This is a genomic window from Parapedobacter soli, from assembly GCF_025460835.1.
GTDB classification, from domain to species: domain Bacteria; phylum Bacteroidota; class Bacteroidia; order Sphingobacteriales; family Sphingobacteriaceae; genus Parapedobacter; species Parapedobacter soli.
The window spans coordinates 1-16153 of the sequence record NZ_JAMXAY010000004.1 but is presented as its reverse complement, the minus strand read 5'-3'; the positions used below and the strand labels follow the sequence as shown (position 1 = coordinate 16153).

The 16153-nt window shown below is 46.5% G+C and carries 15 protein-coding genes and 1 tRNA gene; 13 read left to right on the top strand and 3 right to left on the bottom strand.

Translation table 11 applies throughout. The annotated features are described in order from the left end of the window. Window positions 1–4 precede the first annotated feature (4 nt). Both yidC and NGM62_RS02990 read right to left on the bottom strand, forming a co-directional pair. Window positions 5–1846: a membrane protein insertase YidC gene (yidC, locus tag NGM62_RS02995; RefSeq protein ID WP_262245712.1), complete on the bottom strand. Its 1842-nt coding sequence runs from the start codon at window positions 1844–1846 to the stop codon at window positions 5–7. 20 nt (window positions 1847–1866) lie between these two features. Further along, the gene (locus NGM62_RS02990) at window positions 1867–3486 is read right to left on the bottom strand and encodes a CTP synthase (RefSeq protein ID WP_262245711.1); all 1620 of its coding nucleotides are present in this window, start codon (window positions 3484–3486) and stop codon (window positions 1867–1869) included. Between the two features lie 270 nt (window positions 3487–3756). Here NGM62_RS02990 and NGM62_RS02985 point away from each other — a divergent pair, with 270 nt between their 5' ends. The 3 genes from NGM62_RS02985 (at window position 3757) to NGM62_RS02975 (ending at window position 8677) form a co-directional block, all read left to right on the top strand. Continuing rightward, window positions 3757–6768: an amidohydrolase family protein gene (locus tag NGM62_RS02985; RefSeq protein WP_262245710.1), complete on the top strand. Its 3012-nt coding sequence runs from the start codon at window positions 3757–3759 to the stop codon at window positions 6766–6768. 7 nt (window positions 6769–6775) lie between these two features. Then, entirely contained in the window at window positions 6776–8098 is a 1323-nt protein-coding gene (locus NGM62_RS02980; protein ID WP_262245709.1) for an amidohydrolase family protein, read from the top strand. Between the two features lie 63 nt (window positions 8099–8161). After that, window positions 8162–8677: an HmuY family protein gene (locus NGM62_RS02975; protein ID WP_262245708.1), complete on the top strand. Its 516-nt coding sequence runs from the start codon at window positions 8162–8164 to the stop codon at window positions 8675–8677. A gap of 132 nt (window positions 8678–8809) precedes the next feature. On the opposite strand, the gene rplS is transcribed toward NGM62_RS02975, so the two are convergent. Further along, window positions 8810–9157, bottom strand: coding sequence for a 50S ribosomal protein L19 (rplS, locus tag NGM62_RS02970; RefSeq protein WP_262245707.1), 348 nt, complete (start codon window positions 9155–9157; stop codon window positions 8810–8812). 231 nt (window positions 9158–9388) lie between these two features. Between rplS and NGM62_RS02965 the strand changes: the two genes are divergently transcribed. From NGM62_RS02965 to NGM62_RS02925, 10 genes are all read left to right on the top strand, one after another. Further along, window positions 9389–9463, top strand: a tRNA-Pro gene (locus tag NGM62_RS02965). A 351-nt stretch (window positions 9464–9814) separates the two neighbouring features. After that, window positions 9815–10015, top strand: coding sequence for an Arm DNA-binding domain-containing protein (locus NGM62_RS02960; protein ID WP_262245706.1), 201 nt, complete (start codon window positions 9815–9817; stop codon window positions 10013–10015). 169 nt (window positions 10016–10184) lie between these two features. After that, a complete protein-coding gene (locus tag NGM62_RS02955; protein WP_262245705.1) occupies window positions 10185–11264 on the top strand; it encodes a PDDEXK nuclease domain-containing protein in 1080 nt (359 codons plus the stop codon). A 618-nt stretch (window positions 11265–11882) separates the two neighbouring features. Then, complete coding sequence (locus NGM62_RS22160; RefSeq protein WP_390936354.1) at window positions 11883–12014, top strand: S8 family serine peptidase; 132 nt, start codon at window positions 11883–11885, stop codon at window positions 12012–12014. Between the two features lie 146 nt (window positions 12015–12160). After that, on the top strand, window positions 12161–12943 hold the full coding sequence (locus NGM62_RS02950; RefSeq protein ID WP_262245704.1) for a MerR family transcriptional regulator: 783 nt from the start codon (window positions 12161–12163) through the stop codon (window positions 12941–12943). 74 nt (window positions 12944–13017) lie between these two features. After that, complete coding sequence (locus NGM62_RS02945) at window positions 13018–13398, top strand: nuclear transport factor 2 family protein (protein WP_262245703.1); 381 nt, start codon at window positions 13018–13020, stop codon at window positions 13396–13398. A gap of 7 nt (window positions 13399–13405) precedes the next feature. Beyond that, entirely contained in the window at window positions 13406–13765 is a 360-nt protein-coding gene (locus NGM62_RS02940; RefSeq protein WP_262245702.1) for an MmcQ/YjbR family DNA-binding protein, read from the top strand. After that, window positions 13749–14054, top strand: a complete 306-nt coding sequence (locus tag NGM62_RS02935) for a hypothetical protein (protein WP_262245701.1) — start codon at window positions 13749–13751, stop codon at window positions 14052–14054. Before NGM62_RS02940 ends, NGM62_RS02935 begins: the two co-directional genes overlap by 17 nt. Beyond that, complete coding sequence (locus NGM62_RS02930; protein WP_262245700.1) at window positions 14047–15249, top strand: MFS transporter; 1203 nt, start codon at window positions 14047–14049, stop codon at window positions 15247–15249. The genes NGM62_RS02935 and NGM62_RS02930 overlap by 8 nt, the downstream gene beginning before the upstream one ends. A gap of 106 nt (window positions 15250–15355) precedes the next feature. Continuing rightward, complete coding sequence (locus tag NGM62_RS02925) at window positions 15356–16003, top strand: HAD family hydrolase (RefSeq protein WP_262245699.1); 648 nt, start codon at window positions 15356–15358, stop codon at window positions 16001–16003. Window positions 16004–16153: the final 150 nt, after the last annotated feature.

Genomic DNA, 16153 nt, shown 5'->3' with positions numbered 1-16153 from the left:
TTTCCTATTTTTTTCCTTTGGGTTTAGGCTTAGGCTGATTTTGCTGTTGACGCATGTAATCTTCCATCCGTTGCTGGAATTTCGACTTTTTCTTAGCCTCCGGTTTTTTCTTATTGGCCTCTATGATAGCCAGTATTTTGTCATCGTTTACCATTTGGCGGATAACGAGTTGCTGTCCGAAAGTAAATATCGTTGAGAGGAAATAATAGTAGTTCAAGCCGGCCGGGAAACTATTCAATACGAAGAGGAAAATCAGTGGCATAAAGTAACCGATGTATTTCATCTGTGCATTGGCAGCACCCGAAATGGAATTGTTGTACCAAGTAGATAACAATGTGGCGCAGGTCATCAAGATACACATCAAACTAATGTGATCCACACCGATAATAGGCAGCGGTGAAAATGAAATCACCGAATCGTATGTGGATAAATCCTTTATCCACAGAAAACTTTCGCCCCGCAATTCGAACAGGTTAGGGAAGAAAAAGAAAAATGCGATGGTAAACGGCATCTGCAAGAGCATGGGAATACATCCACCCAGGGGGTTTACACCCGCCTGCTTATATAATTTGAGGTATTCCTGCTGAAGCAACGTCGGGTTATCTTGGCCCACTTTTTCCTTGATTTCGTCCATTTCCGGCTTCAGTACACGCATCTTAGCCATAGATACGTATGATCGGTAGGTGAGTGGCGACAGCAGGGATTTCAACAGTACGGTAAGGATAAGGATGACCAAGCCGTAGCTCCAATTGAAGCTGTCCAAGAAATTAAACACAGGCACAGTGATAAACCTGTTGATCCATTTCATGGGCCCCCACCCCATATCGATTTGTTTTTCCAACCCGTACCCGTGGGCTTTCAGAACCTTATATTGGTTGGGCCCGAAGAAGAAATGCATAGGGTAGGTGTTGATGTCTTGGCGGTTGAAGTCGAGGCGTAGGTTGGCGGTAAATAGTTTTACGATATCCGAGTCCGCACTGGTATAAACATTCACCTTCCCACCATCAAAGCCGTTCTCAGAAACCAAAACATTCGAGAAAAAATGCTGCTTGAACGATACCCAGCCGATTTGCTCGGTGAGGTCTTCGCTATCGTCCTTGGAAACACTCAAATGGTCTATATCATCAGCGGCAAGGGCATAATATAAGGTAGAACGTTGGCGCTCACTATCCATGTCTTTCTCCTTTTGGGTAAGTGCCGTCTCCCAATTGAGCACCAGCTGGCTTTCGGTGGGTGCTACCACGTCTTGCATACCCTTTGTTACGATGGTGAAACCAACATTATGGTCGCCGCCGCGGATGGAGTAAACGTAGTCTATGTACTTGTCAGTGGCATACGTCAGCCGGAACGTCACCGATGCCGAGTCTTGGCCCGTTACATGGATGTTATTGCCCTCTGTAGTAAAATACAGGTCGTTGGTGATGATGTTTTTGCCTGCTGCCGAGAAAAAGAGGCCGAATTTGTTGTGCTCACCGTCAAACATAACCAGTGGTTGCCCGTCGTATGTTTTCTCGTCTTTGAGCTCGACGGATTTTATCCGGCCACCTTTCGTACTGATTGTAGCTTTAATGTTCTCGTTCTCCAGGGTAACAATCCGGTCTTCGCCGTCAATCGCTTGCCCAAAGGGCCCGCTTAGCAGTACGGAGTCAATTACAGGTGTATTTGCTGCTGCCGCGGTATCGGTGCGATTTTGTGATACATTTTCAATGGCATTCCGTGTGTTGGCAAGCGAATCTTGCAACTGGCGCTCACGTTTAATTTCTTCGTCCGAAGGTTGTAGCAAGTAGAAAGAACCTGCAATGATGACAAAAATTAAAACCAGGCCCGTCAGTGTATTTCTATCCATTTCTTAATCTGCGCTGTTCGCTATTTTTGTTTTGCAACTTTACTATGGGTTAAAGAAGCGGCTACAAAGCTAACAAAAAGTGGGTGAGGATTTGCAACCGTTGATTTTAATTCTGGGTGGAACTGCCCGGCGACGAAAAAAGGGTGGTTTTTGAGCTCTACAATTTCAACCAGGTTATTATCGGGGTTGATTCCAGATGCAATCATGCCGGCAGCCTCGTATTGTGCCAGGTAATCGTTGTTAAACTCGTAACGGTGGCGATGCCGTTCGGATATCCTGCTCTTGCCATAGATGGAAGCAGCTTTGGTACCTTTCTTGATCTCACAGTCGTAGGCCCCCAAACGCATGGTGCCACCCATGTTTTTCACTGTCTTTTGTCCTTCCATCAGGTGGATTACAGGGTATTTGGTCTTTGGGTCCATTTCCACGCTGTTGGCGTTCTTCAATTTCAATACGTTCCGCCCAAATTCAACTACCGCGCATTGCATACCCAGGCAGATGCCGAAAAATGGGATGAGGTTTTCCCGCACGTATTTGATGGCCGTGAGTTTGCCTTCCAGACCACGTGAACCGAACCCCGGAGCTACCAATACGCCCGACATCTTTTTCAACTTTTCATTCACGTTGTCGTCGCTGATGCTTTCAGCGGCGATATACTTCACGCGCACTTTGCATTCATTTATCGCTCCGGCGTGTATAAATGCTTCATTAATAGATTTGTATGCATCCGGAAGTTCTACGTATTTCCCCACCACGCCGATGGTAATCTCGGCTGTTGGGTTTTTGAGCTTGCCCAAAAACACCTTCCAGTTGGCCAAATCGGGTTCGCTTTTGGTAGAAAGCTTTAACTTGGTCAGTGCCGTTTTATCCAATTGCTCTTTGAGCATCATCAGCGGTACATCGTAAATGGACGGCGCATCGATCGATTCGACCACAGCATTGATATTCACGTTGCAGAACAACGCGAGTTTCTTGCGGATCTCCGAGTTGAGGTGGTGCTCTGTACGGCAGACCAAAATATCGGGTTGTACCCCGTATTCCAAGAGTGTTTTTACAGAGTGTTGTGTGGGTTTGGTCTTCAGCTCGCCCGCGGCAGCAAGGAACGGAACTAACGTTAGATGGATCACCAGTGAGTTGCTGCTCCCCAATTCCCAGCGTAGCTGCCGTACCGCTTCAATAAACGGCAGCGATTCGATATCGCCCACAGTACCACCAAGTTCGGTTATTACGATATCGTAATAACCGTTCTTTCCGAGTAGACACATCCGACGCTTTATCTCGTCTGTAATATGCGGTACTACTTGTACCGTTTTACCGAGGTACGCGCCCTCTCGCTCTTTGTCGATAACATATTGATAGATGCGGCCGGTGGTCACATTGTTGGCCTGTGAAGTAGGCGTGTTGAGGAAACGCTCGTAGTGGCCCAAGTCCAAATCGGTCTCTGCCCCGTCTTCGGTAACATAGCATTCGCCGTGTTCGTACGGGTTAAGTGTGCCGGGATCAATGTTGATGTAGGGGTCGAATTTTTGGATGGTTACTTTGTAACCCCGTGCTTGGAGCAGCTTGGCTAAAGAGGCCGAAATAATACCTTTCCCTAACGACGAGGTAACGCCGCCCGTAACAAAAATGTATTTAGTCATGACAAATTTTGGGTGTATGCTATATGTTGTACAAGCCAAAAAAGCTTCAAACATCACGTTTGAGTACGGGGTACAAAGGTAGTTCTTTTTCCGGGAATATCGATAAAAGATTTTTGGGTAACTTTCCTATTACGTGAGGTGTTTTTTGCTTTCTTTTTTAAAGGAACCGTTTATATTTGGTTTAAGCCGTGCTTTCCTGTTGCAGTAACCGTTTCGGGCTAGACGCTGCGGGTAATCTGGCATGATTAATTACACATGATTCCCCTAAAGATGAAGAGAACCTTACTGTTATTAGTGGCTACCCTATTGTGTGGTGCCGCGGTTGCACAAGAAACCTACCCGGTAAATGGCTCACACGATGAAAGGCCGCAACTGTTTGCCTTTACGAATGCAAACATCGTTGTCAAAGCTGGCGAGGTCATCCGCAACGGTACCTTGCTGGTTGATGGTAAGCACATAGCTGCACTGGGCAGGAACCAATCGGTGCCCAAAGGCTACGTGACCGTCGATTTGCAGGGTAAGTTCATTTATCCTTCGTTTATCGATGCATTTAGCGAATACGGCCAAGCTAGCAGGAGCCAGCGCAGCCAGTCCGTTTCCGGGGGCCGCAGGTCGCAGATTTTCGAATCGACTAAGCAAGGAGCTTACGGTTGGAATGAGGCGATACGTCCCGAAGTAGCTGCCAAAGAGACGTTTTCAGTGAACGAAAAGCAAACCGAAGAGTTGCGGAAAATCGGTTTTGGAGCGGTGCAGTCTATCGTGCGTGATGGCATCGCGCGGGGTAGTTCTGTGGTGGCCACGTTGGCTAATGCACGGGAAAACGAGGTGATTATCCTGCCTGATGCCGGAGCCCATTACTCGTTCAATAAGGGGGGAGCCGAAACCAGCTACCCCTCGTCGTTGATGGGTACCATCGCTCTTCTCCGTCAAACTTATTACGATAGCCAATGGTATACCACACAACACGAAGAATACAATATTTCGCTTGAAGCATTTGGCAAACTGCAAAACCTACCTCAATTTTTTGAAGTAGACGATGTGCTCGACGTTTTGAGAGCAGATAAAATCGCCAAGGAATTCGGGAAAAGCTATATTATCAAAGCGGGAGGGAATGAGTACCAACGGTTGGAAGACGTCAGGGCTACGGGAGCCAGCTTGATTGTGCCGCTTGTTTTCCCAAAGGTGTATGATGTGGAAGACCCGGCCGATGCGCGCAATGTGACACTGGCCCAGCTTAAGCACTGGGAAATGGCGCCTGCCAACGCAGCGATGCTCGAAAAGGCAGGTGTACGTTTTGCCCTCTCCCCAATAGGGCTTGGCAATCTCCGTGACTTCTGGACAAACCTACGGCTTGCGCTCGATAATGGGCTCTCGCAAGGATATGCGCTGCGTGCCCTTACCGAAATCCCGGCAGAAATGCTGGGTGTATCGGATAAATTGGGGACGCTCGAACGTGGGAAGCTGGCTAACTTCATCATCACCAGCGATACGCTGTTTAAAGAAGGTACCATTATATACGAGAACTGGGTGCAGGGAGAGAAGTTTGTTGCTACGAAAGTCGACGTACAATACATTACCGGAGAATACGCTACAACGCTACCGGGTGCCGGTGCCGCGCGTCTGTTTATCGGTGAACGCGATGGCAAACTTACGGCCCACTTGAAGGTAGGAAACGACACGGCAGAAACCAAGGTTACCGCCACACGCACGGGCGACCTGCTGTCGTTCAGTTTCAATCCGAAAGGACAGGAGGGCACTACCCGTATCAGTGGCTACATTGCCGATGACCATCCGCTCTCGCTGAGGGGAGAGGCTGTGCAACCGGATGGTACGGTGTCGGCATGGGCCGCGACCCATACCGCTGCTTACACTGCAAAGGCATCGCCGAGGCTGCGTAAAACGAATGCCGTTTCGGAAGGAGAGGTAATCTACCCCTTTGTGGCCTATGGCAATACCAAGTTGCCCGAAGCGAAGACAGTACTGATTACAAACGCCACCGTGTGGACCAATGAGGCGGACGGTATCCTCGAAAACACCGACATATTGCTCGCTGGCGGAAAGATTAAGGCTGTGGGTAAAAACCTGTCGGCAGCCGGCGCAACGGTAATCGATGGTACCGGTAAACATGTAACCCCAGGAATCATCGACGAGCATTCGCATATTGCCATCAGTCGAGGCGTCAACGAAGGCTCGCATTCGGTCACCGCAGAAGTGCGGATCGGAGACGTTGTCAATTCGGAAGACATCAACATCTACCGTCAGTTGGCAGGCGGGGTTACCACCTCGCATCTACTGCACGGGTCGGCCAATTCCATCGGTGGGCAATCGCAGCTTATCAAACTCCGCTGGGGCAAGAACCCCGAAGGGTTGAAGTTCGGCGGCAACGACGGGTTTATCAAGTTTGCTCTTGGAGAGAATGTGAAGCAGAGCAACTGGGGTATTACAGGCTCCCGTTTCCCACAAACCCGCATGGGTGTGGAACAAGTATACTACGATGCATTCACGCGCGCCAAGGAATACAAAGCCCGGATGGCGGCTGGCGACCAAACCCTGAGACGAAACCTTACCCTGGACGCATTGGTAGAGATACTGGATAAGAAACGCTTTATCACGTGCCATTCTTACGTGCAGTCTGAAATCAATATGCTGATGCACGTAGGAGATAGCATGGGCTTCCAGGTAAATACGTTTACCCACATCTTAGAAGGGTATAAGGTGGCTGATAAGATGGCCAGTCGGCAAATTGCCGGAGCATCTTTCGCCGATTGGTGGGCATACAAAATGGAAGTACAGGAAGCGATACCGTATAATGCCTACCTGATGCATAAGCAGCATGTTTTGACCGCTATCAATTCTGACGATGCGGAGATGGCCCGGAGGCTCAACCAGGAAGCCGCAAAGGCAGTGAAGTATGGTGGCGTTAGCGAAGAGGAAGCACTCAAGATGGTAACGCTCAACCCGGCTGAAATACTCCATGTGGGCAATCGCGTAGGTAGCTTGGCACCGGGCAAGGATGCCGATGTGGTAGTATGGAGCGATAGACCGCTCTCTATCTATGCAAAGGCAGAGAAGACATTCGTAGATGGTGTGAAATATTGGGATATCGAAGAAGATGCGGCGAAGCAGCAGGCGCTTGCCGCAGAACGGGCACGGCTGATCCGGAAATCATTACAGGCGAAAAGTGGTGGTGGTGTAACGCAACGCCCCACGGCGCAGCCCAATATGGAGTACCACTGCGATACCATCGGTGAGATCGGCGAGTTTGAAATACACACCCATTAATACGATAATGATGAACTCAATCAGAACATATTTATTAGCCGGAGGGGCAGCTAGCCTGCTATTTGCTGGTACTGCGCTGGCGCAACCAACCATTTACCCGGCAGGGGCCCAAGCACAGCCGGTGGCCATTACGGGTGGTACCATCCATGTAGGCAACGGTACGGTCATTGAGCGAGGTGCCTTGGTGTTTGACGGGGGGAAGATTACCTACGTGGGCGACGCTCCCAGTGTGCCGGGAAATGCCGTAGTGGTGGATGCTACCGGCAAGCATATCTATCCCGGATTCATAGCGCCAAACACTAACTTGGGTTTGGTAGAAATCGAAGCCGTAAGAGCCACTGTAGACGATACGGAAGTGGGTGAAAACAATGCCCATGTCCGTTCACTGATTGCATACAATACAGATTCAAAGGTAATCAATACGCTACGGTCTAATGGTATCTTGCTGGCGCAGGTCACGCCTCAGGGTGGCCTGGTGTCGGGGCAGTCGTCTGTGGTCCAACTCGATGCGTGGAATTGGGAAGACGCAGCTTACAAAGTAGATGAGGGGATCCATATCCATTGGCCTACGGTTCGGTTTTCCCGTTTTGGCAGCAGCTCGGCTACCAACACAGATGCCCAGAAGGAGCGGGTGCAAACGGAGATTGCCAAACTGGAAGATTTTCTGGGCCAGGCCAAAGCCTATGCCGAACTTGGCAACGTACGGATTTCCAATGCACGGTTCGAGGCATTCAAGCCGGTCTTTGGGGGCGAAAGGCAGGTATATGTGCACGCCAATAGAGCAACGGATATCATTGCTGCTGTATCGGCCTTTAAACGGTATGGCATCACCCCGGTATTGGTGGGTGGGGCCGAGGCCCATCTCGTTGCCAGCCTACTGGTAGATAATAACGTGCCGGTAATCATGCAACAAGCACACGCCCTGCCCTATGCTACGGATGTGGATGTTTACCTACCGTACAAACAAGCGAAAATACTAACCGATGCCGGCGTGCTGGTTGCCTATGGCATAGAAGGGTTTTGGCAACAGCGTAATCTGCCTTTTATGGCTGGTACAGCGGCAGCCTACGGTTTAACCAAGGAGCAAGCGCTAGCTACCATTACCAGCAATACTGCGAAAATACTGGGTATCGATGGCTACACAGGCACGTTGGAAGTAGGTAAAGACGCTAATGTAATTGTTTCGGACGGCGATGCGTTGGATATGCTCGGCAACGACATACAGCGCGCCTTCATCCAAGGACGGGATATCAATCTTGACGACTTGCATAAACAATTGTTTGAACGTTATGAGTTCAAATACAGCCTATCTGACGAGACAGAACGTTGAAGTTTATTATACTAATAAATTAGATTCGTTTTAAATAAGCTGGAATTTAGCTAAGTTTGCTGCATGAAAACACGATATTTCAATGAGATATCAATGGCAGTAGTAGCGTTGATATTTTCGATAACGGCCCATGCGCAAGAGGTTAAAACCATAGCAAATATAAATGCAGCGACCGAAACAGCGTATTTCAACTTCACTACGGGTAAACAGGTTCCCACGGCATCGGATGAGTGGGATATTGCGTTTAACCGCACGACGGTATTGATAAACGGAGGGAGTAGCGGTAGTGGGAAAGCACAGGCTGCCTTGCTGAAAGAGACGTCGTTTGACAGTGTGACGCAGCGCCCTACCGCGGGGTTCAAGGCCGACACGGAGTCAGAGAAAGCAATCCCAACAGGGAGTGGAAACGGATGGTATGAATACGATATGGGCGACCATAGCATCAACCCGATCCCCGGCCGTGTGTTGGTAATCAGGACCACAGCAGGCGATTACGTGAAATTAGAGATTCTAAGCTATTATAATAAAGCGACCCACGATTCGGCCAACTATTCGTTTAAGTATAGTTTTCTAAAGTAAGCCTTTCGTGTCACCGTTGCTCGCGTCACCCAACGGTCATGAGTTGTGAAGACAAATATTTTTCGAAAAAAAAGAGAAGCTGGCTTGTTAAAAAAGCCAGCTTCTCTTTTATGCTTTACAATGCAGGGCTTCTTAGAAGCGCCTTGACTTGATGCGTGCAGCTTTGCCCGTAAGTCCACGCAGGTAGTACAATTTAGCACGACGTACTTTCCCGTGGTTGTTTATTTCCACTTTCTCGATGTTGGGCGAGTTTACGGGAAAGATACGCTCTACACCAATGCCGTTTGAAATTTTACGTACCGTAAAGGTTTGGTTGGTGCCAACGCTATTCCGTTGGATAACAACACCTTGATATACTTGGATACGCTCCTTGTTTCCTTCGCGGATTTTATAGTGAACGCTAACAGTATCCCCTGCCTTGAATGCGGGAACCTCATTTTTTGTTACCGCCTGATCTTCTACAAACTTTACTAAATCCATGATTTTGAGTAATTAATGACGATTATTATCCCGTAAAAATCGAGCTGCAATATTAGCGATATTTTTTGGAATACAAAAGGTGTTTTTCAAAAAAGAATTATGATGTATTTTTTGGAAATAAGATTAAATTTTTACCTTTGCAGACCCTCGGGGCTCGGGGTGTAGCGTAGCCCGGTTATCGCGTCCCGACGGTGAGTCGGGAAGGTTGAAATACGAAAAAGGTAACCAGTTCGGGGTGTAGCGTAGCCCGGTTATCGCGCCTGCTTTGGGAGCAGGAGGTCGCAAGTTCGAATCTTGCCACCCCGACAACACTTACACTAAGTGAAGTCAAAAACCCGCAAATTGATGAAATTTGCGGGTTTTTTGTTGTGCGCCCGGCATGGGCGATAAAATGGGACCTATTCGGTTACCCCTTTTCCTAAGTTTGGGTCCCTTAAAAGGATTCAACAATCTGAAAATCAGATCACTGTACCTGTTTGTTTTGGTGCTTTTTGTAGCTTTCCGGTACCCCTGTTCCATGGATTCTGGAACCCATTCCGAGCCGGATACTTACAAACGGAGCCAAAGCAGAGGACATGCAACATTAGAACAAAGTTGATATGAAACCGAAAGCCGACGTAGTCGGGTGAGCTCTCATCATCCATTAAAAACAAACAAATGATGAAAACACAGAACTGCACATTCGGGGTAATCTTCTACCTCAAGAAACAAAAGACAACGGCACAGGGAAAAGCACTTATCTATGCAAGGGTAACGGTGAATGGCAAACGTACGGAAATATCCGTCAAATGTTCGGTAGCCGTTTCGGGATGGGATGCAAAAAGGGCTTGGGAAAGGGAAGCTGTGATCAGGAACTAAATGGGATTAAAAGAACATTGGCTACACAAGAATTGGTGGATTTAGCAACCAAAGGGTTGTTGGAAAAAAGGGCAGTATTGGTCGATACAATCGGCGATACAACAGATAAACACCCAATTAAGCCTTTTAGGGGCAATTATTTTTAAATTTGTACTTTATACTTTCAGCAATGGATAAAAGATTTATCGACATCATACAACTCATACAGCAGTCCCGAAGCAATGCGATAAGGGCGGTCAATACCGAACTCATTAACCTGTATTGGAATGTGGGAGTATACGTCAAACAAAAGTTATCTGTTGCCGAATGGGGCGATAAAACGGTAAATGAATTAGCAGATTTCATTCAGAAAAATAATCCCGAATTGAAAGGGTTTAGCAGAGCAGGGCTTTACAGAATGGTACAGTTTTATGAAACTTATACCCAAACCAAATTTGTCGCACCATTGGTGCGACAAATACAAAATACTGATAGTCAGAAAAATAAAATTGTATCACCGGCGGTGCGACAATTTCAACCGCAAGACATTAAAAATACGCTTTTAGCAGAATTGAGTTGGACACATCATCTTACAATCTTTTCGCGCTGTAAAACCGAAGAAGAACGAGAGTTTTATTTGCGTATGGCTATCAAAGAAAAATACACGAAACGAGAGCTTGACCGTCAGATTTCCGCAAGCCTTTTTGAGCGGGTTATGTTAGGAAATGCAAAACTCTCATCATCGCCGAGAGAATTAAATACCGATATAACAAACCCTTTCAAAGACAGTTATGTGTTTGAGTTTCTGAACCTGCCCGACCCACACAGCGAAAGCGATTTACAAAAGGGCTTAATCAAACAGATGAAAAACTTTATCCTTGAATTGGGCAGCGATTTTATTTTTATTGATGAACAATACAAAGTGCAGGTAGGCAATAGAGATTTCTATATTGATTTGCTGTTTTATCATCGTGATTTACAATGCTTGATAGCCTTTGAACTCAAAGCTGATGAATTTCAGCCCGAACATTTGGGGCAACTGAATTTCTATTTGGAAGCACTTGACCGTAATGCAAAGAAGAAACACGAAAATCCGAGTATCGGTATTTTGCTCTGCAAGGGCAAGGAAAACGAAGTCGTAGAATTTGCATTGAGCCGTTCGCTTTCCCCTGCAATGGTTGCCGAGTACCAAACCCAATTGCCCAATAAAAAGCTATTGCAACAAAAATTACACGAGATTTTTGAGAACAGTAATACCGAGAATATATAAAGAATCGCTTATAGTTGATAAATCCCCTCGCTCTTTTGCGGCCTGCGAAACCCCAACGTTCTTGTCCTGTGCTGTTCTCGCTTTGGGCATTTACGGAATTGATTTGGTGTACTATTTTTATGGCGAAATAGATTGCCATCATTCGGATAGTTTTGGTATCTTTACGGCAACAGATGTACATTGACTGGTTGAAACAGGTTCTGCCAGAGGAACAAACAGCCATAAAATAGGCTCGATAATATGAGACCTATTCGGCTACCCTTTTTGGTAGGTTACTTGTCAACAAACACAATATCAACATATTAGAGGTATGGCGGAAAATCTTGCCACCCCGACACAGAGGAGGTCAACAGACCACAAAAAGCCCTTAAATCTATGATTTAGGGGCCTTTTCCTTTTATTCAGCTCCAATTTATTCAAGTTATACCAAAGAAAATGTGCCCTATTCGGTGCCCCTTTTTAATATTCTATATTTGGGGTACAGATAGCGTATTAATATACTGATAGTCAATTTGTTATTTGATTTATTTTAGTGGTTTTTGTGTCCCTTTTGGGTGCCCCTAAAATTACGGAAGGTGCCCTCCATGACGAAGGGATTGCTGGTGTCGCTTTCGAAGCATCTTTGCCCAATCCGTCCGTTTTCCGGCAAGCCATGCCAACGTAATTGGTGTGGGTGCTATGAACCCGAGCAACCAAAGAGCTGACTTCTCAAATTGGGGGAATGGTATAGATATACTGAAAGTATCGTAAATTCGATAAAAAATGAGATTGTATAATTTTTTAATTAATTTATTTACAGCAGATTAATGTGAATTTTAAAAAATATTTCAAAAAACATTTGACCCTAACGTTACGTCATATCATACCTTTGTACTGTCGATAAATAATAAGAAAGAATGAAAACTCTTACAGTTAAAAAATTGGCGGAAATATCGGGTGTGAGCGTACGCACACTTCATTATTATGATCAGATTGGTCTGCTTCGTCCATCAATAAGAACAGAGAAAAAGTATAGACTCTACGGGAATGACGAGTTATTGCGTTTGCAACAAATTCTGTTTTTCCGGGAAATGGACTTTCCGCTCAAGGATATTCTTGAAATGATGGACACTACTGACTACGATCTGGTTAAAGCGCTAATGCAGCATAAGTCGGCACTGCTTAACCGTAAAAGAAGGATTTCTGATTTATTGAAAACAATCGACACTACTATTGATAATCTTAAAAAAGGAGAAACAATGAAAAATCCAGAAGAATTGTACAAAGGTTTTCCGGAAGAAGTTGGAACGACCTACAGAAAAGAAGCAATTAGTAAGTACGGCGTACAAACGGTTGAACAATCTGAAAAAGAGCTAATGAAACTTGGTAAGTCGGGTGTTGAAGCACTTCAAAAGGAAATGGAAAATGTCTTTAGTGAACTATTTGTACTGAAAAACGACAACCCGGAATCGGACATCGTACAGGAGCACATTGCAAGGCATTATGGGATAATTAGCAAATTTTGGGGCGATTCAGTTGTGTCTGATCAAAAACCCGATGCTTATGCGGGGCTTGGCGACCTGTTTGTGAATGACGAGCGCTATTTAGCTAATGTTACAGATGGAAGTCCGCAACCTGAATTTGCGCTATTCTTGCAGAAAGCAATAAAATATTTTGCCGAAAATAATTTGGAAAAATAATGTAAACAAAAAATAGTTAGGGAAAGCCTTGATAACATTGGGCTTTCCCTTATCTAAATAAAAAAACAATCAGTATGAATGAAACAGATTTGATAAAAGTATTTCAAGGCATTGAAGACAAATTCAACCAGGCGATTGTTACCAATGACATCGCAGAAATAAAAAAATGTATTACCAACGATTGGGTATTGGTAGACAGTCAAGGTGGAATTATACCGCAAGTGCGGTTTTTTGAAGTGCTGAAACAAGGTTTGCTTTCACATTCCACGATGACAAAAAGAGTTCTTCGGGTCAAGGTATACGATAACATTGCTTTGGTAACGGGTCGTGGGCAAAATACCGGAACGTGGCAGGGAGAACCAATGGAAGCCGACGAATGGGTAACGGACGTATATAAAAAAGAAAGTGACAAGTGGCTTTGTGTACTGACACATCTGACCCCTGTGAAAAATTAATTAAAATATGATAACGTTCGACACCTTACGGGAATTAGCGCTTTCATTTCCTGAAGCGACAGAAGAGCCGCACTTTGAAAAGATCTCTTTCAGGGTGAAGAAAAAAATATTTGCAACGTATGACGATAAGCAAAAAAGAGTTACCGTCAAGTTATCAGAAATAGATCAGGATGTCTTCTCTTCGGCAGATAAAGTCGCAATCTATCCTGTTGAAAACAAGTGGGGTAAACAAGGCTGGACAATTATAGAAATGGATAGCATTAATGAGGATCTTTTTATTGATGCCCTGACCAAATCTTACTGTGAGGTTGCACCAAAAAAACTAAGCATCTTAGTTAGATCAGATGCCAATGGACAAACCAGTTAAATATACGGCAGCATACTCATTAAATGGGTTTATGTCGAGCAACGACCGGTTAATATTAAAACAGCTAACTGAAAAAGATACCGTTGCATTTCACGCTTTGTACTTCCCAAAAGTCGAGCAGCAAAAAGAAGTGGCCGCATCAAATGTGGATAGTAGAAGTCCTTTTGAGTTTGTTGAACAAATAGTTTCACGATGCAATGATATTTTGCAGAAAATTTTGTCAAACGAACAATGGGAATTATGTGAATTTGTGCATACTTGCAAAACATCGCAAATATACAATGGTTGATAATAAAGAGCTTATTGAAGCTGCTAAGCTACGCAAAGCCCGTAGGGCCACCCAGTCTGTTTTTCTGGTTTGCGGAATTGGCATTGCAAGCTGGGCGCCCATGGTGCCCTATGCCAAGGACCGGTTGCAACTCGATGACGCTGGTTTGGGTCTGTTACTCTTGTTGTTGGGAGCCGGCGCGTTGCTCATGATGCCCATTTCGGGGGTGATGGTACATCGGTTTGGTAGCCGTATTGTTATTGCTGCCAGCGTGGTGGTGGTGGCCCTTACATTACCACTCTTGCTGGTGCTGCCCACTATCGTTCCAATGGCAATAACCTTGTTTTTGTTCGGTGCCGGTATCGGTGCCGTTGACGTGGCAATGAATGCCCACGGCGTACAGGTGCAGAACCTCTATGGGAGGCCCATCATGTCGTCGTTGCATGGACTCTTCAGCGTTGGCGGCCTACTCGGCTCGCTGGGGCTCGGTTTTTTGATTTCGCTAGGGTTGCATCCGGTACATGCCGCCGTAAGCATATCCGTATTGTTGGTTGTTATCGCAGTTGCCAAGTATAAGCACCTTTTTTCGCTGGATGTCGAAACTGCTGCTACATCCCGGTTTTCTTCGGTCGCAGGAAAGCTCGGTAGGTCTGCACGCTTTCTGTGGTTGCATGGGAGTGTCTTGTTTCTGGGCGCCATGTGCTTTGCTGTTTTCCTTTCGGAAGGGGCAATGCTCGACTGGAGTGCCGTGTTCTTGCGCGACATAAAAGGGGTGTCTCCCGAGTTTGCCGGAGCAGGTTATGCTGCTTTTTCCGTGGCAATGGCTGCGATGCGTTTGCTTGGCGACGGCATCGTAGCCCGTCTGAGCAGCAAGAAAGTGGTGGTTTACGGTGGGTTGGTGGCCGCTGCCGGGTTATTCCTGGCCATAGCAAGCCCCTGGGTATGGGGCTCCCTTGCCGGCTTCATTCTGTTGGGTGTCGGTGCTGCCAATATTGTACCGGTCTTTTTCAGCGAAGGAGGCCGTATCCCCGGTGTACCGCCCCAGGTCAGTATCCCGGCCATCACCACCATAGGGTACGCAGGCCAATTGGCAGGGCCCGCACTATTGGGTTTCATTGCCTACTATTCTTCGCTGCCCATCGCACTTGGTTTTACGGGCCTGCTGATGCTATTAGTGTCGGTGGCATTTGCAATAAGGCGGCAGCCAGCCATATAAAGGGAAAGCTATGCCAGGAGAACGGATGATTTGTCCCGGCGGGGCGACTGCGGCAATCGGGACGGCTTCCGGGATAAGGAAATAATTGGTTTAAGATAATCGGTATATGGGTAAAGTAACGAGTATTATTTTCGACTGTGACGGCGTATTGGTGGATACCGAGCGCGTGATGATTTCGGTGTTACTGGAGATGGCTTCGGCACTTGGTGCAGAGGGAATGGACCTCGACGATGCGGTTTATGCATTCAGTGGCCGGCATATGGCAGAAACAATCAAGGTATTGGAAGCGCGTGCCGGCCGGGTATTCCCGTCTGACTTCGAGCAGGAGTTCCGGACACGGGCTTATGATCGTTTCCGGCGGGATGTCAGACCTCTGCCGGGTGTTCCCGAGATGTTAGCGAGGCTTACCGTGCCGTACTGTGTTGCTTCCAGCGGGCCCAAGGAAAAGATTCTGCTCAATCTTGGCCTTACGGGGCTTATCCGATATTTCCCCGAAGCTCATATTTTCAGCTCGTACGAGATTAACAGCTGGAAACCCCACCCGGGTATCTTTCTGCACGCTGCCGAGACCATGGGCTTCCATCCACAAACCACCGTCGTGGTGGAAGACAGTATAGCAGGGGTGGAAGCGGCCATAAAGGGAGGCTTCAGGGTGTTTGCCATTGCTGCCGACGGAAACCGTGATGCACTGGCTGCGCGGGGTGCAACCACGTTCTCCCGTATGCAGGAACTTCCTACGCTATTAAGGCTTTGAGATGCTTTCTAACAAAATTTTGACATTTCTTTTATAACTATTTACTGCATCACACGTTAAAAGTTAAACAATTGCAGCAACGCAAGTGTTATAAAATTGTCTTTTCATAATTAGTCAACCCTTAAAAAGCCCAATATTTCTTTTTTGAAG